Source organism: Bradyrhizobium sp. KZN70725 (assembly GCF_055264925.1).
In genome coordinates, this window is record NZ_JBUYWT010000019.1 from 1 (window position 1) to 21,686 (window position 21,686).

17 protein-coding genes are annotated in these 21,686 nt (G+C 64.9%); 6 read left to right on the forward strand and 11 right to left on the reverse strand.

What is annotated here, in order from left to right:
• Positions 1-423 (reverse strand): helix-turn-helix domain-containing protein (locus tag ACZBJS_RS19485; RefSeq protein ID WP_463439030.1); only part of this gene is annotated, 423 nt, incomplete at its 3' end.
• Positions 424-589: 166 nt separating this feature from the next.
• Between ACZBJS_RS19485 and ACZBJS_RS19490 the strand changes: the two genes are divergently transcribed.
• Positions 590-1,312: a GNAT family protein gene (locus tag ACZBJS_RS19490; protein ID WP_316395838.1), complete on the forward strand. Its 723-nt coding sequence runs from the start codon at positions 590-592 to the stop codon at positions 1,310-1,312.
• Positions 1,313-1,694: 382 nt separating this feature from the next.
• Positions 1,695-5,162 carry an ATP-binding protein gene (locus tag ACZBJS_RS19495; RefSeq protein ID WP_463439031.1) on the forward strand — a complete coding sequence of 1,156 codons (3,468 nt, stop codon included), beginning with the start codon at positions 1,695-1,697 and terminating at the stop codon, positions 5,160-5,162.
• A gap of 151 nt (positions 5,163-5,313) precedes the next feature.
• Here ACZBJS_RS19495 and ACZBJS_RS19500 read toward each other — a convergent pair whose 3' ends face one another.
• The 6 genes from ACZBJS_RS19500 to ACZBJS_RS19525 form a co-directional block, all read right to left on the reverse strand.
• A complete protein-coding gene (locus ACZBJS_RS19500) occupies positions 5,314-6,426 on the reverse strand; it encodes an acyltransferase family protein (protein WP_463439032.1) in 1,113 nt (370 codons plus the stop codon).
• Between the two features lie 112 nt (positions 6,427-6,538).
• Positions 6,539-7,762 (reverse strand): chromate efflux transporter, encoded by a 1,224-nt coding sequence (gene chrA, locus ACZBJS_RS19505; protein WP_210262763.1) that lies wholly within the window; start codon positions 7,760-7,762, stop codon positions 6,539-6,541.
• Positions 7,763-8,096: 334 nt separating this feature from the next.
• Positions 8,097-8,618, reverse strand: coding sequence for an OsmC family protein (locus tag ACZBJS_RS19510; RefSeq protein WP_076832005.1), 522 nt, complete (start codon positions 8,616-8,618; stop codon positions 8,097-8,099).
• 280 nt (positions 8,619-8,898) lie between these two features.
• Complete coding sequence (locus ACZBJS_RS19515) at positions 8,899-9,393, reverse strand: YciE/YciF ferroxidase family protein (RefSeq protein WP_028344824.1); 495 nt, start codon at positions 9,391-9,393, stop codon at positions 8,899-8,901.
• 42 nt (positions 9,394-9,435) lie between these two features.
• A complete protein-coding gene (locus tag ACZBJS_RS19520) occupies positions 9,436-9,639 on the reverse strand; it encodes a hypothetical protein (RefSeq protein WP_253590428.1) in 204 nt (67 codons plus the stop codon).
• Between the two features lie 117 nt (positions 9,640-9,756).
• The gene (locus ACZBJS_RS19525) at positions 9,757-10,656 is read right to left on the reverse strand and encodes a LysR family transcriptional regulator (RefSeq protein WP_463439033.1); all 900 of its coding nucleotides are present in this window, start codon (positions 10,654-10,656) and stop codon (positions 9,757-9,759) included.
• A gap of 101 nt (positions 10,657-10,757) precedes the next feature.
• Here ACZBJS_RS19525 and ACZBJS_RS19530 point away from each other — a divergent pair, with 101 nt between their 5' ends.
• Positions 10,758-11,747, forward strand: coding sequence for a zinc-dependent alcohol dehydrogenase family protein (locus tag ACZBJS_RS19530; RefSeq protein ID WP_316395835.1), 990 nt, complete (start codon positions 10,758-10,760; stop codon positions 11,745-11,747).
• Positions 11,748-11,856: 109 nt separating this feature from the next.
• Here the strand turns inward: ACZBJS_RS19530 and ACZBJS_RS19535 are convergent, their stop codons facing one another.
• Positions 11,857-13,329: a protein adenylyltransferase SelO gene (locus tag ACZBJS_RS19535; RefSeq protein WP_310884755.1), complete on the reverse strand. Its 1,473-nt coding sequence runs from the start codon at positions 13,327-13,329 to the stop codon at positions 11,857-11,859.
• 200 nt (positions 13,330-13,529) lie between these two features.
• Here ACZBJS_RS19535 and aspS point away from each other — a divergent pair, with 200 nt between their 5' ends.
• Complete coding sequence (gene aspS / locus ACZBJS_RS19540) at positions 13,530-15,305, forward strand: aspartate--tRNA ligase (RefSeq protein WP_316395834.1); 1,776 nt, start codon at positions 13,530-13,532, stop codon at positions 15,303-15,305.
• A 117-nt stretch (positions 15,306-15,422) separates the two neighbouring features.
• Here aspS and ACZBJS_RS19545 read toward each other — a convergent pair whose 3' ends face one another.
• Entirely contained in the window at positions 15,423-17,414 is a 1,992-nt protein-coding gene (locus ACZBJS_RS19545) for a hypothetical protein (RefSeq protein WP_316395833.1), read from the reverse strand.
• Between the two features lie 232 nt (positions 17,415-17,646).
• On the opposite strand from ACZBJS_RS19545, the gene ACZBJS_RS19550 reads away from it, so the two are divergent.
• Both ACZBJS_RS19550 and ACZBJS_RS19555 read left to right on the forward strand, forming a co-directional pair.
• On the forward strand, positions 17,647-19,956 hold the full coding sequence (locus ACZBJS_RS19550; RefSeq protein WP_057019906.1) for an NADP-dependent malic enzyme: 2,310 nt from the start codon (positions 17,647-17,649) through the stop codon (positions 19,954-19,956).
• 156 nt (positions 19,957-20,112) lie between these two features.
• A complete protein-coding gene (locus ACZBJS_RS19555) occupies positions 20,113-20,565 on the forward strand; it encodes a DoxX family protein (protein WP_057019907.1) in 453 nt (150 codons plus the stop codon).
• A gap of 109 nt (positions 20,566-20,674) precedes the next feature.
• Here the strand turns inward: ACZBJS_RS19555 and ACZBJS_RS19560 are convergent, their stop codons facing one another.
• On the reverse strand, positions 20,675-21,103 hold the full coding sequence (locus ACZBJS_RS19560; protein WP_316395832.1) for a hypothetical protein: 429 nt from the start codon (positions 21,101-21,103) through the stop codon (positions 20,675-20,677).
• Between the two features lie 18 nt (positions 21,104-21,121).
• Complete coding sequence (locus ACZBJS_RS19565; RefSeq protein WP_076832031.1) at positions 21,122-21,679, reverse strand: dihydrofolate reductase family protein; 558 nt, start codon at positions 21,677-21,679, stop codon at positions 21,122-21,124.
• Between the last annotated feature and the right edge of the window lie 7 nt (positions 21,680-21,686).

The following is a 21,686-nucleotide window of genomic DNA, read 5'->3' on the forward strand; positions in this document are numbered from 1 at the left end:
CCGAAGCGGCCGCCGCGGCCGCTTCTTGCGGTGCGCCGAACGCTTCGGAGCCTTCCGCACCAGCCCCGCCGCGTGCAGCGCCAGCTTCGTCACCGTATAGCCCAGCACATAATCATGCCGCTTTTGCATCTGCTCGTGGAAGTGCTTCACCGTGAAGTCCGCGTACTTGTCCCGGTACAGCGCAAGCATTCGTTCCAGTTCCTCCTCCGGCGCCCGCCGTGGCGAACGACGCCCCAGCCGGCGGTCGACAAGCCCGTCGTCGCCCTCCGCCTCATAGCGCTCCGCCCAGCGTTGAAACGTCCGAACACTGATCCCAAGAACCTCCGATGCTGCCTCCTGCGTCAGTTCCTTCGCCTCCGTCCGATCCAGCAAATCTGAAAACCGCATCCGTCGTACACCCTCGTGAATGGATGCCGTGCCCATCGCGCCCCCTTTGTTCCGGAGCACCGAAAACACGACACTTCACGAGCTACAAACAGGCGACAGATCACGAGCTACTGACACTTTCTCGGGGCCGGCTTGCCTGGCCGATCATGGGTGCCGTATTCTGCCAAAGCAACCTGAAGTCGATGACCAAGGAGCCGCTATCGTGATCGCGACGCAGCCCGGGGCTGTCACCAGCGAGCTGTTTCAAATCGCCTCTGAAGTCCCGGAACAACGCCGCGATGCAGTGCTCGAGAGCATCAACAGCATCATCGACACGAATTGGTTGACGGAGGAAAAGTTCTGGTCCCGCGAACACTCTCCGTTCAAGCCCGACCACGGCATTGTCCTGCTCCATCACGGCGGTGAATGCGTGGCTTACCTCATCATTCAGCGCCTCGCCCTTGCCAGCACGTCGGTGATCTATCTCTCGGGTACCGCCGTCAGAGACACGCATCGTGGTCGCGGCTCTTTCAAGCGGATGTTCGATACCGCTATGACGGCGGAGTTCGGTCACCCGGCGGCGCCGGCTGAATTCTGCTTGTGCTGGCGAACGAGAAATCCCGTCATCTACGTGCTGGGTCGCGCGCAGTGCCGCAGCGTCGTGCCGGCTATCTCGGACGACACGCACGCGGATGATCTCGACGATCTCTGTCTCAAACTGGCTGCAACCCTGTACCCTCGTCAAACCGTCGAGAAGACGACGATGGTGATGCGGGGGGCCTATGGCCGGCTTCGCTATCGCGACGAGCCGACGACCCAAACCTCGCCGGATGTCGACCGATGGTTCGCGCAGACCATCCCCAACAGCGCTGACGCGGTGTTCCGTGCCGGATTGGCGAGCAATCGCTGGTCACGGCACCGGGCAGCGTTGCCAAGGACTGGATAGCCCCAGACGGGCAACTCGGTGGCAGGGGCTGCCTGTCATAGCGCGCAAAATCGAATGGCTCCGCGCGCAAATTCGTGAGTCACGCCGTCGTTCGCCGGGCGCCTTTGTCGCGCCGAGTACCGAACATGCCGGAGGTTGGATGATGGCGCCCGAGGGGGCGACTCTGGTTTCGCCTACAGCGCCATCGCAGTCGGCGAAGGGCCAAAATACCAGCGCGTGCGCTATCTCGAATATCCGAGTGACCGAGGGCAGAGTGCGTCTTCGATCGGTCTGCTCCTTGTTTTCGCACTTTGTGAACGCGTCCAGTCTGGGGTAAACAGGTCCCTTGGCATCGTCGAACGAGGCCCATTGTCGCCGATGGCCCGCAGTCGGACGGATCACAATGCCGGAGAAACAGCCAAGCGCCGATATGGAGGCTGCTCTCAAGCACTGGCTCGAAACCGTTGATCTCGGCCAGTATAGCGACCTCTTTGTCCTGCATCGCATCGGTTTGGACATCCTGCCCGATTTGACCGAGCAGGATCTGGTCGAACTTGGACTTCCGCTGGGAGACCGCAAGCGCTTGCAGCGCGCGGTTGCTTCCCTGACCCGTTCGGCAAAAGGTCCCGCCGGCGGTAGGAGCGTCGCGGAAAGCGCGGCGGTGAGCGCCGAGCGGCGCCAGCTGACCGTGATGTTCTGCGACATGGTCGGTTCGACCTCGCTGTCCGAGCAGTTCGATCCCGAAGACGTCCGCGACGTGATCGCGAGCTTCAGGGAAAAGTGCGTCAGCGTGGTCAAGCGGTACGAAGGCTTCGCGGCCCGCTACCTCGGGGACGGCATTCTGGTCTATTTCGGCTATCCGAATGCGCATGAGGATGACGCCGAGCGGTCGGTGCGCGCGGCGCTCGAAATTGTACGGAGCCTGTCGTCGGCGAGAGCGAGTGACGCCCGCGACGTTGCAAGTCATGAGCCCAGTGTGCGCATCGGGATTGCGACCGGCCTTGTTGTCGTCGGAGACCTGGTCGGACAGGACACCGAGGAGCACGATTCCGCAGTCGGCGAGACCCCAAATCTGGCTGCCCGTCTGCAGGCCTTGGCGCCTCCGGACGGCGTCGTCATTGCGTCTTCGACGCAATCCCTGCTGAGAGGAAAGTTCGACTACCAGGACTTCGGATTTCACGCGCTGAAGGGGATATCCGCGAAGGCCCAGGCCTGGCTCGTGGTTCGGCCCTGCCGCGCCGAGACGCGATTTGCCGCAGCCATGGGCTCCCGATTGACGCCGCTGGTCAACCGCACCGAAGAGGTTGCGCTGCTGCTCACGCGTTGGCAGCAAGCGAAAGCCCATGAGGGGCAGGTCGTGCTGCTGACCGGCGAGCCGGGAATTGGAAAGTCCAGGATCGTTCAGGAATTGCGGGAGCGGATCGCAGGTGATCAGCACGGACAAGTTTCGTTCCAGTGCTCTCCCTATTACAGCAGCACCGCTTTTCACCCCTTCATCGAGCATCTCAAATTCGCGCTCGGCCTTGACGGCGAGAACGCGTCTGCGCTTTGGCTGACAAAGCTTGAAGCTGGTGTCGCCGCCTCGAACGGCGAGGCGGACACAGTGGTGCCGATCCTTGCGGCGTTGCTTTCAATTCCCACCGGGGACCGCTACGCGGCCCTGGATCTCTCGCCGCAACAGCTGAAGGATGCGACGATCGCCACGCTCGTCAACCATCTGCTCGCGCAAGCGCGCGGGCAGACGCTCCTGATCGATTTTGAGGACGCACATTGGATCGATCCCACCTCGCGGGCCGTACTCGATCTGCTGGTGGAGAACGTTCGCACCACGTCGATCCTTGTCGTGATCACCGGTCGTCCGGAGTTTCAGCCGGGTTGGAAGGATCACGCGCACACCATCAGTGCGAACCTCAAGCGTCTCGGCCGACAGGTCCGCACGATATTGGTCGAACGTGTGGCTGGAGAAAAGGAGCTTCCCCGAGAGGTGATTGAGGACATCATTGTCAAAACCGATGGCGTGCCGCTCTTCCTTGAAGAGCTGACCAAGGCCGTTCTCGAATCCGACGTCTTGACTGAGCAACATGGACGTTACGTCTTGTCCGGTCCGTGGCATCAGCTCGCTATTCCCGCGACATTGAACGATTCCCTGATGGCCCGCCTCGACCGGATGGGATCGTTCAAGAAAATCGCGCAGATCGGCGCTACCATCGGCCGCGAGTTTTCTTATGAGATCCTTCGCGAGGTTGCCGAAGCGCCGGCGGACCAGATCGAAGCCGCCCTGAACCATCTGGAGGCAGCCGGATTAATCGTCCGCTTCGGCTTTCTGCCGGAGGCGCTGTACTCGTTCAAGCACGTGATGATCCAGAATGCGGCGCATGAAAGCTTGTTGCACAGGGAAAGACGGACGCTGCACGCCAAGATCGGACGCGTGCTGGCCGAAAAATATCCGGAAAAGATCGAGCGCGAACCGGAGCTTCTCGCCTACCACCTGACCGAGTCTGGACAAAGCGAGCCGGCTGCGGGTTTCTGGCTCAAGGCCGGAAAGCAGGCCGCAATGAAGGGTGCGACTCTGGAGGCGATCGGTCATTTGCGTCGTGGGCTCGGGGTTCTGCAAGCCTCACCCGGCATGCAGGGCCGAAACGAGTCCGAGCTTGAGCTTCGCATCGCCCTGGGCACCGCCCTGATCGCGGCAAAGGGATACGCCGTGCAGGAAGTCGAGGAGAACTATGTTCGCGCGCTCGAACTCGGCCGGAATCTTGGCAACATGGCGAAGGTCTTTGCGGCGACGCGCGGACTTTGGGTGTGCCACTTCATCCGCGGCGATCTCGCACGGGCGCATGAGCTGAGCGCGGAGCTCCTGCAGTTCGCAAGGCGCGAGGCATCGAACCAAAGTTCGTCCGCGACGCAACAGACGGGATATCTGATCGAGGCGCATCGGGCGATCGCGATGACCATGCTGTACCGCGGGCGGTTTGTCGCCGCCGAACATCACCTTCATCGCTTCAGGAATCTGTACAGTCCTGATCTACACGGCGCCCTGACGGCAACGCATGGCATCCATCCTGGCATCGTCTCGCTCTCGTATCTCGGGTACGTGTCGTGGTTTCTGGGCCGTCCTGACGCGGCGCGCCGATATAGCCAGCAGGCTATTTCGGAAGCGGAAGACCTTCGCCACCCCTTCACGCTGTCATTTGCGCTGACATTCGGCGCTTACGTTTGCCAGCATCTCCGCGATGTCGAAGGGACCCACGACTACACCAACAGGGCACTGGCTCTCTCATCGGAACACGGCTTCCTGCATTGGAAGCATCAGACGACCATCCTGCGAGGATGGGCGATGACCGAGCTCGGGAATGTCGATGAGGGATTGAACCAGATGCGAATGGCTATCGACGGTTACGAGGGCATGAGCGCCCGGCTAGCCAGTTGCTGGTTCAGAAGCCTGCTCGCGAAGGCTTATGCAAGTGCCGGCTTGCCGGATGCTGCCTTGCACGAACTCGACAGCGCACTGGCGATCGGGAGAAGAACGAGAGAGCATTTTTACGAAGCCGAGATCTATCGTCTGCAAGGTGAGATGACGCTCAATGACTCGAGATCATCGTCCGTTGAATCCGCCGAGCGAATGTTCCTCGCCTCGATCGAGCTGGCGCGCAGGCAAAGCGCGCGGTCCTTTGAATTACGGTCAGCTGTCAGCCTGGCGCGCCTATGGCGACATTCCGGCAAACAGGCGCGAGCGGCCGAGCTGTTGCTACCCGTCGTTCGAACGTTCACGGAAGGTCTAGGTACGCCTGACGTCAAGGAAGCGCTCGAGCTGGCGAATGAACTGGCAATGGAAATGCCCGGAGATCAAGAATGGAGCGGGCGGGTCTAAGGATACAGAGGCGCCCCGGGGCCCGTCCGCCCGCTTGCGCCTGACCGTCGTCTCCACGCATCGCAGATGAATGATGGTGTTCGCTTCGGCCCAAGTTCGCGGCGGCGGCAACGTTGGGTGGATGCTGTTCCGGCGATGTGCGCCGAACTGATCAGCGGTTGGCGATGCTGCTGGCCTCGATTGGCGAGGCAACGTCGTCCCGATCGATCCGGGCTTCGTTCGCGCGAACGCGTGACGGCCATCCGTGCCGCGAGGCCAGCATCGTCAGCCTGTCCCTGACGGGATAATGCGCGGGGCCTTCGAGGAAGCGCCAGACGAGCCATGCCAGCACCACCATGCCCGTCACGACCAGCGCGGTCGACAGCGCGTCCGGCGTTGGTGTGATCAAGAGCAGGATGACGTAGCCGAGCTGCAGATGCAGCAGATAGAGCGGATAGGTGATGCCGCCGACGGCCCTGACGAGGCCTGCAGGCAGGGCTACCGACTTGATGCGAGTGGCGGCGAACACGATGCCGAGCGAGACGATGCAGATCACCGTCACGACGCGGGGATCGAAGCTGCCATGGGTGTGGACGCCGAGCCGCTCCAGCTTGTGCACGGCCTGGAACGTCGCCGTGCCGATCGCCAGCGTCAGCAGGCTGTACAGCCTGGTGTCGCGCCGTCCCCGGTAGTGCTCATAGATCAGGAGCCCGACGGCGAAGAAGCCGCTGTCGTCGGCCATGAACAGCTTTTCGAACAGGGGAACGTCGAGGGTCAGCTCGTTGGCGAAGGTGATTGCGATCCACGCCACGATGAGCGTGTCGATGCGCCGCGGAAAGATGCCCCAGGCCAGGAACAGCGTGATCCAGACGTAGAATACGACCTCGATCACTAGCGACCAGTAGGCGTCGTCCATGTAGGGCTGACCGAGCATCGGGGCTGCGATAAAGAGGTTTGCCAGCCATTGCCCCCACGTCACGTGGAAGTACGCGTGGCCCAACAGCAGCGTCGCGAGGAAGGTCAGCGTCATGCAGATGACGAAGGTCGGATAGATCCGGCTGAAGCGGGCGATCGCGAAACCGACCGGCGTGCGGCCTTCGGCGGAATAGGCGATGACGAAGCCAGAGATCGCGAAGAACACGGGGACGCCGAGGAAGCCGTATTGCGCGACCGGGGCGAGGTACGGCATCGCCACCTTTTGCACGCCGTTCGATGCCACGCCCCAGAAGCCGTAATGGTACAGGATCACGGCCCCGACCGCGGCGAGCCGCAGCAGGTCCAGCACGGGAACTCGGGTCGGATCCGGTTGTTTAGAAACGCTCGGCATATATCCGCTATCGTGGCGGCGAGGCATGAAGGCGTTCTTAATCCACCCGGCGAAACGACCGCGCGATCGTTCACGATTGCAGGAGCCCCGTGGCGATGCCGGCGGCCGCGCTGAGCACGACCACCACGAGCGGCGGCGCGCGCCATGCCGTGAGCAGGACGAAGCCGGCCAGCGCGATGCCGAAATCGAGCGGACGGTGCACGCTGCTGGTCCACACCGGATTGTAGAGCGCGGCCCCCAGAAGGCCGACGACGGCGGCGTTGACGCCGCGCATCATCGCCTGCGCCGCCGGCCGTTTGCGAAAGCTATCCCAGAACGGCAGCGCCGCGAGCAGCACGAGAAGTCCCGGCAGGAAGACGCCGACGAGGCCGACGATCGCGCCCGGCAGGCCGCCGATCACGGCGCCGAGATAGGCGGCAAAGGTGAACAGCGGGCCCGGCACCGCCTGCGCGGCGCCGTAGCCGGTCAGGAACGCATCGTCGCCGATAAAGCCCGGCGTCACCACGGCTTCGCGCAGCAGCGGCAACACGACGTGGCCGCCGCCGAACACCAGCGCGCCCGAGCGGTAGAAGGCCTCGAACAGGCCGAGGCCGGGCCATGTCCGCGACAGCAGCGGCAGTCCGACCAACAGCGCGACAAACAGGATCAGCGCCGCGACGCCAACGCGGCGCGATACCGGCATCGCGATATGGGTGACTCCGTTGGCCTGGTGCGCCCGGCAGAACCAAAGCCCGGCGATGGCGCCGAGAATGATCGCGCCGATCTGCGCGATCGACGACGAACTGGCGAGGATGACGAGTGCTGCGACCGTCGCGATCGAGGCGCGTTCGCGATCGGGGCAAAGCGAGCGCGCCATGCCCCAGACGGCCTGGGCGACGATCGCCACCGCAACCAGCTTGAGGCCATGCACCAGGCCGCTACCCGCAGGGCCGCTCAATCCGCTGGCGCCGAAGGCAAACAGCACGAGCGCGATCGCCGAGGGCAGCGTGAATCCGGTCCAGGCGGCCAGCGCCCCCAGGTACCCGGCGCGCATCAGGCCGAGCGAAAAGCCGACCTGGCTGCTCGCAGGGCCCGGCAGGAATTGGCAGAGCGCGACCAGATCCGCATAGGCCTGTTCGTCAAGCCAGCGCCTGCGGGTGACGAACTCGTCGCGGAAATAGCCGATATGGGCGATCGGGCCGCCGAAGCAGCTGACGCCGAGCTTGAAGAAGATGAGCAGCACCTCCAGCGGCGAGTGCGTCGAGCTCGCGGTGGCGGGCGGTGTGCCGGGCTGCGGGACGTCGGTGTTGTTCAAGCGTCGTCAATTCCCGCAACTTGTGTCCAGGTCAGGACTTGTCAGCGCGAGTATATCGCCATTCGATGACGTTTGAGCGCCTTATTTCTCGCGGCTCTCACTCGTAGCGGATGTTCTTCGACGGCCGGCGCGCGGCGGGCATCGCCAGCACGACGAGACAGAGCGCGATCATCGCCAATCCCATAAATTCGAATGCAAATGCGTCCACGGGCCATTCTCCCCATCAGAAACAGTTAGACTTGTTGGGGGAGCGTTGACGCGCTGTTAAGCCTTATGGTTACCGCTGCCGGCCTCGGCGCATGGTGGAGAGTGAGTTAACGCTCACATCGCGAAGCTAGGCGGCTACGCTGAGCGGTCCGGTGCGCAGCTTCAGATCCACCGGCGTCGGGTTGCGCAGGATGTCCAGCACGGGGCAATGACGGTCGACGGTTTCCTTCAGCCGGGCGATGTCGGCCGCGGAGGCCGGGCTGTCGATGGCGACCTCGGCCTCGATCTGCTGGAAACCGGCTCGCACGTCTGGATCGACGCTGAAGAAGCCGCGCAGATCGATGGCGCCCGACAGCTTGACGGAGACGCCGTTGAGGGGAATGCCGAGCGCGTCGGCATAGAGCCGATAGGTGATCTCCTGGCACGAGCCGAGCGCGGCGAGAATGTACTCGACCGGGTTCGGTGCGGTGTCCTCGCCGCCCAGCGCCGGTGGCTCGTCGACGCTGACGTTGAACTGCCGCACGGCAACGCGGCTATTGACGCCGTCGCCGAGTTGCGAAGTCGCCTGGAACACGGCCTGCGCCTGCGCCGGTTCGGCGCCGAGCGCCTGTTGGGTGTCTGCGAAAACCTGCTTGAACCTGAAGCTCATCGTTCGTCTTCCCCATGGCATCAATCACGAGAGGCTGATCGAACGGCCCATGCAGGGCAATAGTCGCGAGATAAAAACGACAGCAGCTCCGCGAAGCGCGAAATTTGCAGCAGCATTTTTCCCGCGCGCGTCGATGCGTAGGATGAGTAGAGCCAACGGGGCCGCGCAAGGCGCGTCCAGATGATAGAACTCCGCGAAACCCATAGTGGTGCCGCTCGCGAGATGAGCTGATGGGTTTCGCTGCGCTCTACCCATCCTACGGGCTACCCATCCTGCCGTGTCACGCGGCGAGGGCGTCCTGGTTGATCTCACCCTTGGCGAGCGCCGTCAGCAGCGTGTCGACGTGCCGCTCTTCGTCGAGACTGTCGTGCAGGAGCCGCTGGTCGTCGCGCAGGTTGAGCTGGCCTGCGAGGGCGGCCGCGCTGCCATAGGCGGCGATCTCGTAATGCGCGAGCTTCTGCGCCGACGCGACGAGGCCGGCATCGCGCAGATTGTCGTCGGGCAGCAGCGAGACCATCTTGGCGGTCTCGTGGATCAGCGCCTGCATGGCCTGGTCGGTGTGCTCCAGCGGATCGGCCCCGTGCATCCGCAGCAGCGACTTCAACCGCTCGCCCTGCACGATGGTCTCGCGGTGATGGCGGCTGAACGCATCCTTGAGCGACGGATGCGAGGCGATCTCCGCCATCCGCGCCAGCGCCACGGCGAGCTGCTCCTCGACGCTTGCGAGTTCCTGAAGCTCGGCGACATACATGTCCTTGAAGCTGGTGATCCTCATCGTGAATCCTTTCTTGTTTCGGCGTTCAGGTTGTTTCGGCGTTCAGGCGGTGTGGCCGCCGGAACCGGAATCGACCGGCGTCTTCTTGGCGCGTTGTGGCGTCATCTTCGCCGGGTCCGGTTGCCCGGGCACGCCGCGCGGCCCGAGTTGCTGTCGCTGCAGATCGTCCTCGGAGAAGGGCGGCTCGACGCCGTTCGGGTTGCTGCGCTCGATCGCGGTTTTCAGGTCGTCATCGCGCTGGTTCATGCTGGCGCTCCATCATCACGGCGGCACGGAACCTGGATCGGACGAGGCGGCACGTTCCGCGCTGCACGGCCAACGATGCGCGCGCGAAATCGTTGCAAACAAATCGGGGGCGCGGCGCTACGCCACGAGCTTCGGAAGCGCGGCCGCGAGCGCATCCACCGCAAAGCGGATCTTGAGTGGCAGTCGCGGCGTCGGCAGCCACAGCGCGTGGCAATCGTAGGGAAATTCCCCGCTGTCGCCGAGAACGCGGACCAGCGCGCCGGTGTCGAGGCGTTCGCGCACCAGCCAGGAGGGCAGCCACGCCAGCCCCATGCCGCGCGCTGCGGCATCCGCGATGGCTTCGAGGTCGTCGAGCCTGAGCCGCCCGGCCGGCCAGACCTCGTGCGGCTCAAGACCGGCGCGCGGGAACAGCCAGGGGCGAACGCGGCCCGAGCGGCGGTAGACGATCGCCTGGTGCCGGCCGAGCTCGTCGAGCGTGCGCGGCCTGCCATGGGCCTTCAGATAGGCGCGCGAGCCGCACACCACCATGCGCTGGCGCGCGATGCGCCGCGCGATCACGCCGGATTGCTCGTTGAGCTCGCCGGTCCTGATCGCAAGGTCGTGACCGCCCTCCATCAGATCGGCGATCGGATCGCCGAACGAAAGATCGAGCTCGAGCGCGGGATATTTCTGCGCGAGCTTCAGCAGCGTGGGGACGATGCAGTAGCGGCCGAGCAGCGCCGGCATCGTCACCCGCAGCCGCCCGCGCGGCTGCGACGATTGATCGGAGGCGAGCGCGTCGGCCGCCTCGGCCTCGCCGAGCACGATGCGGCAGCGCTCGTAATAGGCTTGCCCTGAATCGGTCAGGCTCTGCCGCCGCGTGGTGCGATGGAGCAGGCGGACGCCGAGCCGTTGTTCGAGGAAGCGCACATGCTTGCCGACCATCGGGGCCGACATCTCGAGCGCATCGGCGGCGGCCGCGAACGAGCCGAGATCGACCGCCCTGACGAAGACGGCCATGCTGGTGAGGCGATCCAATTCAAAACTCCTGGTTTCGATTGTCGGAGCTACCGGGTGATTTATCCGGCGATCGCCGCCGGGCATAGCGGCATTCCATTCAATTGTTTTGGAGTTCGCCCATGGCCCGCGGCGTCCGCTTTCACCAGCATGGTGGTCCCGAGGTGCTGCGTATCGAGGAGATCGCGGTTGCGCCGCCGGCGCCCCGCGAGGTTCAGATCCGAGTCAAGGCGCTCGGGCTCAACCGCGCCGAGGCCTCGCTGCGCCGGGGCAGCTATATCGAGACCGCGACGCTGCCGTCCGGCCTCGGGCTGGAAGCCGCCGGGATTGTCGCGGCGATCGGCGAAGGCGTCGAAGAATTTGCGCCGGGCGATGCCGTGAGCATCGTGCCGCCGGTCTCGATGGTGCGCTGGCCGGCCCATGCCGAGCTCGCGACCTTTCCGGCGGAGCTTGTCGTCAAGCATCCGCCCGCGCTCGATTTTGAAACGGCCGCTGCGGTGTGGATGCAGTATCTCACCGCGTTCGGTGCGCTGGTCGATCTTGCAAGGCTCGGGCGAGGCGAGTTCGTCGTCATCACAGCGGCGTCGAGCAGCGTCGGGCTCGCGGCGATCCAGATCGCCAACCGTATCGGCGCGGTCCCGATAGCGGTGACGCGGACATCGGCCAAGGCGCAGGCGCTGCGCGAGGCCGGCGCGGCGCACGTGATCGCGTCGGCGGAGCAGGATCTGCAATCAAGGCTGGAGCAGATCGCGGGACCGAACGGCGTGCGCGTGGTGCTCGATGCCGTCGGTGGCCCCGCCTTCGTGCCGCTGACGGCGGCGATGGCACCCGGCGGCATCCTGATCGAATATGGTGGACTCAGTCCTGAGCCGACGCCGTTTCCGCTCGCCAACGTGCTCGGCAAGAGCCTGACCCTGCGCGGCTACCTCGTGCACGAGATCGTGCGCGATCCCGCGCGGCTTACCGCGGCGAAGGCGTTCATCCTCGACGGGCTTGCCGATGGCACCTTGAGGCCGATCATCGCCAGGACGTTTGCGTTCGAGGAGATCGTCGAGGCGCACCGGTACCTGGAGTCGAACACGCAGTTCGGCAAGATCGTGGTGACGGTGTGAGGGTCGCACCAACGTCATTGCAAGCGAAGCGAAGCAATCCATCGGCTCGCATGCACGGAGGTATGGATTGCTTCGTCGCTGCGCTCCTCGCAATGACGGCGGAAAGACCTCACGTCCCGCAGAACGTCTGCGTCACGCGCTGCTCGGGGAGCGGCGGATCGGCGTAGGCCGCGAACTGCGGCTGGTCCTCATAGGGTTTTGCCAGCACCGTCAGCAATTCCTCGAACGGCGCGTAGTCATCCGAGTTCACCGCAGCCGCAATCACCGCCTCGATCCGGTGGTTGCGCGGGATGAAGGCCGGATTGACCGCCTGCATCGCGGCCTTGCGCTCGGCCGGCGCTTGCGGCTCCAGCGCGAGGCGGGTGCGCCAGCGGGCGGCCCATTCGTCGAACGCCGCGGGATCGGTGAACTGCGCGCGGACGTCTGCGGCGTCATCGCTTGCGGCCTCGCCGAGATGGCGGAAGGTCAGCGTGAAGTCGGCTGCGTTCTTGGCCATCGCGTCGAGCAGATCCTGGATCAGCGCCTCGTCACCGTCGCGCACGGTGAACAGGCCGACCTTGGCGCGCAGGCCGGCGTTATAGGCTGCGGTGAACTTTTCGGGGAATTCGCCGAGGATCACTTGCGCCTGCTCGATGGCCTTCTCCTGCTCGTCCGCGAACAGCGGCAGCAGGCATTCTGCGAGCCGGGTCAGATTCCACAACGCGATGCGCGGCTGGTTGGCATAGGCGTAGCGGCCCATCTCGTCGATCGATGAGAACACCTGCGCCGGGTTGTAGGCATCAAGGAAGGCACAGGGACCGTAATCGATGGTTTCGCCCGAGATCGAGGTGTTGTCGGTGTTCATCACGCCGTGGATGAAGCCGACCAGGAGCCAGCGCGCGACCAGCGCGGCCTGCCGCGCGACGACGCCGGCGAGCAACGCGTGATAGGGCTGGGCGGCGTCCTTCAGCTCGGGATAGTGCCTGGCGATGACATGGTCGGCGAGCGCGCGCACGCCGTCGGTGTCGCCGCGGGCGGCGAAGAACTGGAAGGTGCCGACGCGGATGTGGCTCGCGGCGACGCGGGTCAGCACCGCACCGGGCAGCGCGGTCTCGCGCATCACGGGCTCGCCGGTGACGACGGCAGCGAGCGAGCGGGTGGTTGGGATGCCTAAAGCGAACATCGCCTCGCTGACGATGTATTCGCGCAAGACCGGACCGAGCGCGGCGCGGCCGTCGCCGCGGCGGGAGAACGGGGTCGGGCCGGATCCCTTGAGCTGGATGTCGCGGCGGACGCCGTCCTTGTCGATGACCTCGCCGAGCAGGATGGCGCGGCCGTCGCCGAGCTGGGGAACAAAGTGCCCGAATTGATGGCCGGCATAGGCCATGGCGATCGGGTCGGCGCCGTCAGGCAGCCGCTTTCCGGCAAGGATCTCGGCGCCTTCCGGCGTCGACAGCAGGTCCGGGTCCAGCCTGAGCTGGACCGCGAGCGGCCGGTTCAGCTTGATCAGGCGGGGGGCGGCCACCGGGGTCGGCGCGACGCGGGCGAAAAAGTTCGCCGGCAGCGCCGAATAGGTGTTCTGGAACGGGAAATGAATGGTCATATCCCGAAGATAGGCCTGCGGGCCGAATAGGCAAACGATTGGCGCCCATCTGGCGCCGGATCGCAGCAAAATCTGCAGTTTCGGGCCAAAAGCGGGCGTTCCCTTGGTTGCCGCCCCGAGCGGGCTCGGGTAAACCCAGCGCCTTCGGATAGGAAATTTCCTATCGCGATTCTCCTCCGACATCAGTTTTTGGAACGACTATGCATCGCTACCGGTCACACACATGCGGCGCGCTCCGAGAGGGCGATATCGACCAGACGGTCCGGCTTTCGGGTTGGGTTCACCGGGTCCGCGACCATGGCGGCGTGCTGTTCGTCGATCTGCGCGACCATTACGGCATCACCCAATGCGTGGCCGATCCGGACTCGCCGGCATTCGCCGAGGTCGAGAAGTTCCGCTCCGAATGGGTGGTGCGGATCGACGGCAAGGTGCGCCGCCGTCCCGCCGGCACCGACAATCCGGAGCTGCCGACCGGCATGGTCGAGATCTACATCAAGGAGATCGAGGTGCTGGGCCCGGCGGCCGAGCTGCCGCTGCCGGTGTTCGGCGAGCAGGAATATCCCGAAGATATCAGGCTGAAATACCGCTTCCTCGACCTGCGTCGCGAGAAGCTGCACCAGAACATCATGACCCGCGGCGCGGTGGTCGATTCCATGCGCAAGCGGATGAAGGAGCAGGGCTTCTTCGAATTCCAGACCCCGATCCTGACGGCGTCCTCGCCGGAAGGCGCGCGCGACTTCCTGGTGCCGTCGCGCATCCATCCCGGCAAGTTCTACGCGCTGCCGCAGGCGCCGCAGCAGTACAAGCAGCTGTTGATGATGTCGGGCTTCGACCGCTACTTCCAGATCGCGCCGTGCTTCCGCGACGAGGACCCGCGCGCCGACCGTCTGCCGGGCGAGTTCTATCAGCTCGACGTCGAGATGAGCTTCGTCACCCAGGACGACGTGTTCGCGGCGATGGAGCCTGTCATCACCGGCGTGTTCGAGGACTTTGCCAAGGGCAAGCCGGTCACGAGGAACTGGCCGCGGATTCCGTTTGCGGAGGCCGTGCGCAAATACGGCTCCGACAAGCCCGATTTGCGCAACAAGATCGTGATGCAGGAAGTCTCCGAGCACTTCCGCGGCTCCGGCTTCAAGGTGTTCGCGCGCATGCTCGAAGACCCGAAGAACCAGGTCTGGGCGATCCCGGGCACCGGCGGCGGCAGCCGCGCGTTCTGCGACCGCATGAACTCGTGGGCGCAGGGCGAAGGCCAGCCGGGTCTCGGCTACATCATGTGGCGCGAGGGCGGCGAGGGCGCAGGCCCCTTGGCGAACAACATCGGCCCCGAGCGCACCGCTGCGATCCGCGACCAGCTCGGACTGAAGGAAGGCGATGCGGCGTTCTTCGTCGCCGGCGATCCCGAGAAATTCTGGAAGTTCGCGGGTCTCGCGCGCACCAAGCTCGGCGAGGAATTGAACCTGATCGACAAGGACCGGTTCGAGCTCGCCTGGATCGTCGACTTCCCGATGTACGAGTATGACGAGGAGAACAAGAAGGTCGACTTCTCGCACAACCCGTTCTCGATGCCGCAGGGCGGCCTCGACGCGCTGACGTCGCAGGACCCGCTGACCATTAAGGCGTTCCAGTACGACATCGCCTGCAACGGCTACGAGATCGCCTCCGGCGGCATCCGCAACCACAAGCCGGAAGCGATGGTGAAGGCGTTCGAGATCGCAGGCTATGGCGAGCAGGAGGTCATCGACCGCTTCGGCGGCATGTACCGTGCGTTCCAGTATGGCGCCCCGCCGCACGGCGGCATGGCGGCCGGCCTCGACCGTATCGTGATGCTGCTCTGCGGCACCAACAATCTGCGCGAGATCTCGCTGTTCCCGATGAACCAGCAGGCCATGGACCTGCTGATGGGCGCGCCGTCGGAAGCAACGCCGAAGCAGCTTAAGGAGCTGCACATCCGCACCAACCTGCCGGCGAAGGGTTAGGCGGGCAGGAGAGGTGCGTAGCCCGGATGGAGCGAAAGCGAAATCCGGGGCGGTCCCTCCTGCGGCGACCCCGTTCCCGGATTGCGCTTCGCTCCATCCGGGCTACGGGCGGGAGAATCACAACCCCGTCGAGGCCTCGATCCGGAACTGCGCCAGCGCCGATTGCGGATCGGTCTTGAGGAGCTGCATCAGCTGAAGCGCCGGCGCCTTCGCGCGCGGAGTGAGCTTGATGACCAGCGTCTGTCCCGGCGTCTCGATGAACTGGCCGATCGCGGTGACGAGCGCGGTGGCGTCGGGATTACCCCCGCCGATCTCGCCGCCCTGCGTTTTGATGGCGTCGAGGATGACCTTGCGCGCCTCGTCGCGGCTGATGTTCCGGGTGAGCGCAAATTGAGCGACCGCGAGATCGATGACGCCGAGGTCGTGGACCGTGAGCTCGATCGTGCCGGCTTCGATCTGCGCGGCAGCGCCCATCGCTTCCGCGGCGCTGGTCGAGAATGCCTCGCGCGGCACGTTGTCGAGCGTGACCTTTGCCGACGCGTTCAGCAGGCCCGCGATGTCGAGCTTGACCGGCTCGAGCGCGAACGCGCGTGAGGTCTCGGTCCAGACGGCGCCGAGATCGGCGTCGACCGCCATCCGGTCGATCCCGGCAGCGACGAGCGGTTGCTGCCGCGGATCGGCCGCATCGAGCGGCGCCGCCAGCTTCGCGGTCAGCCGCAGCTTGCTCGGGATCGATCCGACGAACTGACCCCAGTCGAGGCTGAGGACGTCGATGTTGACCGGCTTGCCGGTGGCCTTGTAGGGCGACGCGACGCCCTTGACCTCGACGCCTTCGATCAGCGGGAATAGCGCCAGCGCCTGTTCGGCCGACGGCTTCTGCGCGGCGAACTGCGCCGAGAGCCGCATGAAGTTGGCGACGTCGAGCGACTTCAGCGCAAAGCGTCCGACCTTGATGGGACCGTTCGGCGCACGGGTATCGAGTCCCTCGACCGCAAGCTCGCCGATCTTGCCGTGTTCGAAGTTGAACCGCATCGAGGCGAGCTTGAGCGGGCCCTGCGGCGTCTCGACCGAGAGCCCATGCATCTCGGCATCTGCGATTCCGATGCCCGAATAGAGGCCGGCGACCTTGTCCAGCAGTTCGCGTGCCTGGGCGGCAGACGGCGGCGGGCTCCCTTGCGGCGGCATCATTGCCAGCAGCGCCGGCAGTTGCATCCGTGACGGATTGATCCTGGTGTCGTCGACGGTCACTCCCTCGATCCGCATGTTCACGCCGGGCGCGGCGGTAATGACATAAGGACCGGCCGAAACGTGTCCCTGGATCCGGTACTCCCTGTCATCGTTGGCCTTGCCTGGATCGAATATCGCCGCCATCGCGCCGACGTCGATATCGGTCGCGGCGACGTTGGCTAGCTCGCCGGTCATTTTGATTGGCTTGCCGGCCGCCTGCTGGTTGATCGTGAACACAACCTTGTCGGTTTTGCTGGACGCGACCTTTCCGTCCTTCATGTTTTCAATGGCGATGCCCGAATAGGCGAATTCGCCGCCGGCGCCGTCGCCGGCTTTTGCGGCGGCGCTGAAGGTCATCGTTCCGGTCAGGCTAGGCGCAGCGACCGATGATGCGTTGATGCTCGCGAGCAGTCCGAACGCGGACCGGTACAGCTCGAAGATCGACGACGACGCCGGAAGCTGGGGCAGGCTGGCGGGGCCGGAATAATCCTTCACCGTGATCCGCGGCGCCTTGTAGGTCAGTGAGGCGATCGTCGGGGTCGGTCCCGACATGCCGATCTCGACATCGCTGAACTCGACATTGCCGGCGGAGACCCGTGCCGCGTCGGTTTGACCGAGGCCGGTCATCGTGAGACTGGCAACCTTGACGCTGACCGGGGATTGCGTCCCCGACTCGGTGGCGACGTCCGCGATCGTCAGGGTGCGGCTCTTGACGTCGAACGTGATCTTGCCGTGGCTCGCCTTGGCGCCAGTGGCACGGACCTGCTCGAAGGCGGCCTCGACGTCGCGCGTGACCCGGCGCTGGGCGTAGAAGTCGAAACCGAAGAAGCCCGCGGCCGCGATCACAACCACGGCGATCAGGCCGAGCAGAATTTTCTTCATTCGGTCAACTCCGGATCATCAAGGGAAAAAAATTGCCAATCCCGGCCGAATGGCGCGGGGAGGGGCAGGCGTCGATGAACGGCCGGCCCGGACCTGTTGACGGGGATATTATCGGATGTTGCATCCAAGTGGTTGGACATGCTTCACATCCGGCTCGATTTGCCGGACAACTGACTTTTGCCTGGATTAGCACAGAAACAAGAAATTTGGGCCGGAAACGCGGGGAGCACGCATGTCGTCATCGTCTGAAGAACTCCACAACGCGGCGCTCGCCTATCACCGGCTGCCGCGGCCGGGCAAGCTCGAGATCCAGGCGATCAAGCCGCTTGCCAACCAGCGTGACCTGGCGCTGGCCTATTCGCCGGGCGTGGCCGCCGCCTGCACCGAGATCGCCAAGAACCCGGCCGAGGCGGCGACGCTGACCGCGCGCGCCAATCTGGTCGCCGTGGTCTCGAACGGCACCGCGGTGCTCGGTCTCGGCAATATCGGTCCGCTGGCCTCGAAGCCCGTCATGGAAGGCAAGGCGGTGCTGTTCAAGAAATTCGCCGGCATCGACGTGTTCGACATCGAGATCAAGGCCGACACGATCGAGCGCGTAGTCGAGACCGTTGCCGCGCTGGAGCCGACCTTCGGCGGCATCAATCTCGAGGACATCCGCGGACCTGAGTGCTTCGAGATCGAGGCGCAGCTCAAGGAGCGCATGAAGATCCCGGTCTTCCACGACGACCAGCACGGCACCGCCATCATCGTCGCCGCTGCGATCGTCAACGGGCTGTTGTTGAACGGCAAGCAACTGTCTGACGTGAAGATCGTCTGCTCGGGCGCCGGCGCCGCCGCGATCGCAACCCTCAATCTGCTGGTCTCGATGGGGGCGCAGCGCAAGAACATCTGGGTCTGCGACATCGACGGTGTGGTCTATGAGGGCCGCAACACCACGATGGATCGCTGGAAGGCGGTCTATACCCAGAAGACCGACGCACGCGTGCTCGCCGACGTCATTCCCGGCGCGGACATCTTCATCGGACTGTCTGCACCGGGTGTGCTGAAGCCCGAAATGGTCAAGCAGATGGGCGACAAGCCGCTGGTGATGGCGCTGGCCAATCCAGTGCCGGAGATCATGCCGGATGAGGCGCGTCTGGCGCGTCCCGACGCGATGATCTGCACGGGGCGGTCGGACTTTCCGAACCAGGTCAACAACGTGCTCTGCTTCCCCTTCATCTTCCGCGGCGCGCTCGACGTCGGCGCCACCGCGATCAACGAGGCGATGAAGCATGCCGCGGTGGACGCGATCGCGCAGCTCGCGCGCGATCCGCCGTCGGATGCGGTGGCCCATGGTTTCGAGAGCGGCGAGACCCAGGGGTTCGGCCCCGGTTCGCTGATCCCGAGCCCGTTCGATCCGCGCCTGATCCTGCGCATCGCGCCGGCGGTGGCCAGGGCCGCGATCGAGTCCGGCGTCGCGACCCGGCCGATCACCAATTTCGACGAATACGCCGCCAATCTCGAACGCTTCGCGTTCCGCTCCGGCCTCACCATGAAGCCGGTGTTCGCCAAGGCGAAGACCCAGCCGGTGCGCGTGATCTACGCCGAAGGCGAGGACGAGCGTGTGCTGCGCGCGACGCAGGTGGTGCTCGAGGAAAAGCTGGCGCGGCCGATCCTGGTCGGCCGGCCGTCGGTGGTCGAGACCAGGATCAAGCGCTTCGGCCTGTCGATCAAGGCCGGCCGCGATTTCGACCTGATCAATCCCGAGGACGATCCGCGCTACCGTTCCTATGTGCAGTCCTATATCGACGTCGCCGGCCGGCGCGGCGTGACACCGGAGGCCGCGCGGACCGTGGTCCGCACCAACAATACCGTGATCGCGGCGCTTGCCGTGTCGCGTGGCGAGGCCGACGCGATGCTGTGCGGCGTCGAGGGCCGCTACATGAGCCATCTGCGCCATGTCCGCGAGATCATCGGCTTCCTGCCGGGGGTCAGCGACTATGCCGCGCTGGCGCTGATGATCACCTCCACCGGCGCCCATTTCCTCGCCGATACCCAGGTGCGGCCGAACCCGAGTGCGGAGGAACTCGCTGAAGTGGCATCGCTCGCGGCGATCCACGTCCAGCGCTTCGCCTTCAAGCCGAGGGTCGCCTTCGTGTCACATTCCGACTTCGGCAGCTATGACACGGATTCCTCGCGCAAGATGCGGCGGGCGACCCAGCTCTTGAAGGACAAGCATCCGGAGATCGAGGCCGACGGCGAGATGCAGGGCGACACCGCGCTGTCGGCGGCGGCGCGGCGCCTGGTGCTGCCGCAGTCGCGGCTGGAAGGCGAGGCCAACATCCTGATCATGCCGAACCTCGATGCCGCCAACATCGCCTACCAGATGATCAAATCGCTGGCCAACGCGTTGCCGGTGGGGCCGATCCTGATCGGTCCGGCGCGCCCGGCGCACATCCTCACCCCCGGCGTGACGGCGCGCGGCATCCTCAACATGACGGCGGTGGCCGCCGTCGAAGCCCAGGAACGCGCCGGCCGCGCGCAGCCGACGCTGTTCGGCTGACGGCCGTTGTTTGAGCACGTTATGTTCGGAAAACCGCAGCGCGGTTTTCCGCATCGTGTTTGAACCGAGATGGATTCGATTTGATCGAGGCAGGTGGAGCGACCATAATCGCTTCGCCTGCTTCGTCCGATTTCTGCCATCCAGTGAGGCCGACCCATGCCAGCGTTCATCACCTTCGGGCGGATCCTGTTCGCCGTGCTGTTCCTCTATTCGGGAGCGAGCAAGCTGTTCGGCATCCAGGCGACGGCGGATCTGCTGGCGGCCAAGGTGACGATCCCGGCCGTGGTCGCGCCCTATACGCAGCAGATCGAAACCGCCGTCGGCATGCCCTTCATGCAGCTGCTGGCGGTCACGATCGGCGGCTTCGAGATCGTCGCGGGGCTGATGATCGCGGTGAACGTGCTGGCGCGGTTCTTCGCGATTCTCCTGATCATCTTCGTGTGCTTCGCCACCTTCTACTTCCATGACTTCTGGAATCAGCCGGCGCCCGACAACCTCAGGACGCTGATCGATGCGCTGAAGAACCTGTCGCTGATCGGCGCGCTGTTCATCATCGCCGGCTACGGCCGCGGCCCGCGCCGCGACGACCCGGCCTATGGGGACGTGTAGCACGATACGCAGCTGTGGAGGGCGGGTTAGCCGAAGGCGTAACCCGCCGACCTGCGCATTCGGCAAGAGGGGTGGCGGGTTACGCTGGCGCTAACCCCCTCTGCGACGTTCAGAAAGATGGTCCCCACATAGGTACGCTTTCAAACCTCTCGAGGCGGACCGTTTTCCTGCCAGCCGACGACGCATCCGTGCCAAGTCGCATGATGTCTCGGTCTTTGGTATCGACGCGCAGCTCGAGTTTGCCTGGGCAGTCTTTGGGCTGTTCGATCTCCAGGGCGAACGGAATTGGAGGTGTCTTGCTCATGTTGGGAACCACGAAGGACTGGAAGAGCTTCTCCGAGCGCGTCGGGCTCTCCGGCGTCATTTCGACGAGATAGAAGTACAGGAATTCCCCGACAGAGGCCTTGCGGTCGCCGGGCGCTTGCACGAGTTCGCCGCGCAGGGTGGTTTTGCAGGCGCCGACTGCGCTGGTTGCGACCAGCGACGCCATCGCCACAAGAGCTACGGCGTTCGCCAGGGAGGTCATGCCGTTGTTCATCGCAAGCTGGCTCGGGATCTATGCGCTTCGCCGCCACGGCGTCACGCTGACATCCTGCGCGGCATCGATCAGCTGCGGCGCGCCGGCGTGCAGGCCGTGCGCTGATAGCACCTGTTGCGGGGTGTGGGCAGGGACGCCCGGAAAGCACGGCTCGCCGTCGGGGATGCGCACCTTCGGGGCGACCGAGAGCCAGAACGTGTCGTAGCGGTCCATGAACATGCCGAACACGCCGGGGCCGCCGATGATCGCGACCATGCCCGAGGTCACGCCGGCCTCGCGGCTCGCCGTCTCGAACGGACAGCCGGCGGGATTCCACAACAGCGCCTTCGGATTGTCGGGGTCGGGCGCGGTGGCCGCGACCTTGCTGGTCAGGATCAGCCGCCGCCGCTTCGGCGCGTTCGGCTGCTCTTCCTGGGAGTGACGGCCATGCACGACGAGGTCGGCGCGGTCGAGGGCCGCGGTGAAGAACCGCTTGTCGCCCTCGATCTTGAGGTCGTCGGGCATCACATTCCGCGCATTCGCCAGCCGGCCATCGGCGGAGACGATGACGAAGCCTTCGATACGCAGCGCCGGCACCAGGATT

Excerpts from the sequence above, each read along its gene's own strand:
- ACZBJS_RS19560 (WP_316395832.1), bottom strand. The coding sequence starts at position 21,103 with ATGAACAACGGCATGACCTCCCTGGCGAACGCCGTAGCTCTTGTGGCG.
- ACZBJS_RS19555 (WP_057019907.1), top strand. The coding sequence starts at position 20,113 with ATGCCAGCGTTCATCACCTTCGGGCGGATCCTGTTCGCCGTGCTGTTC.
- ACZBJS_RS19520 (WP_253590428.1), bottom strand. The coding sequence starts at position 9,639 with ATGAACCAGCGCGATGACGACCTGAAAACCGCGATCGAGCGCAGCAAC.
- aspS (WP_316395834.1), top strand. The coding sequence starts at position 13,530 with ATGCATCGCTACCGGTCACACACATGCGGCGCGCTCCGAGAGGGCGAT.
- ACZBJS_RS19535 (WP_310884755.1), bottom strand. The coding sequence starts at position 13,329 with ATGACCATTCATTTCCCGTTCCAGAACACCTATTCGGCGCTGCCGGCG.
- ACZBJS_RS19545 (WP_316395833.1), bottom strand. The coding sequence starts at position 17,414 with ATGAAGAAAATTCTGCTCGGCCTGATCGCCGTGGTTGTGATCGCGGCC.
- ACZBJS_RS19530 (WP_316395835.1), top strand. The coding sequence starts at position 10,758 with ATGGCCCGCGGCGTCCGCTTTCACCAGCATGGTGGTCCCGAGGTGCTG.
- ACZBJS_RS19510 (WP_076832005.1), bottom strand. The coding sequence starts at position 8,618 with ATGAGCTTCAGGTTCAAGCAGGTTTTCGCAGACACCCAACAGGCGCTC.
- ACZBJS_RS19550 (WP_057019906.1), top strand. The coding sequence starts at position 17,647 with ATGTCGTCATCGTCTGAAGAACTCCACAACGCGGCGCTCGCCTATCAC.
- ACZBJS_RS19515 (WP_028344824.1), bottom strand. The coding sequence starts at position 9,393 with ATGAGGATCACCAGCTTCAAGGACATGTATGTCGCCGAGCTTCAGGAA.
- ACZBJS_RS19495 (WP_463439031.1), top strand. The coding sequence starts at position 1,695 with ATGCCGGAGAAACAGCCAAGCGCCGATATGGAGGCTGCTCTCAAGCAC.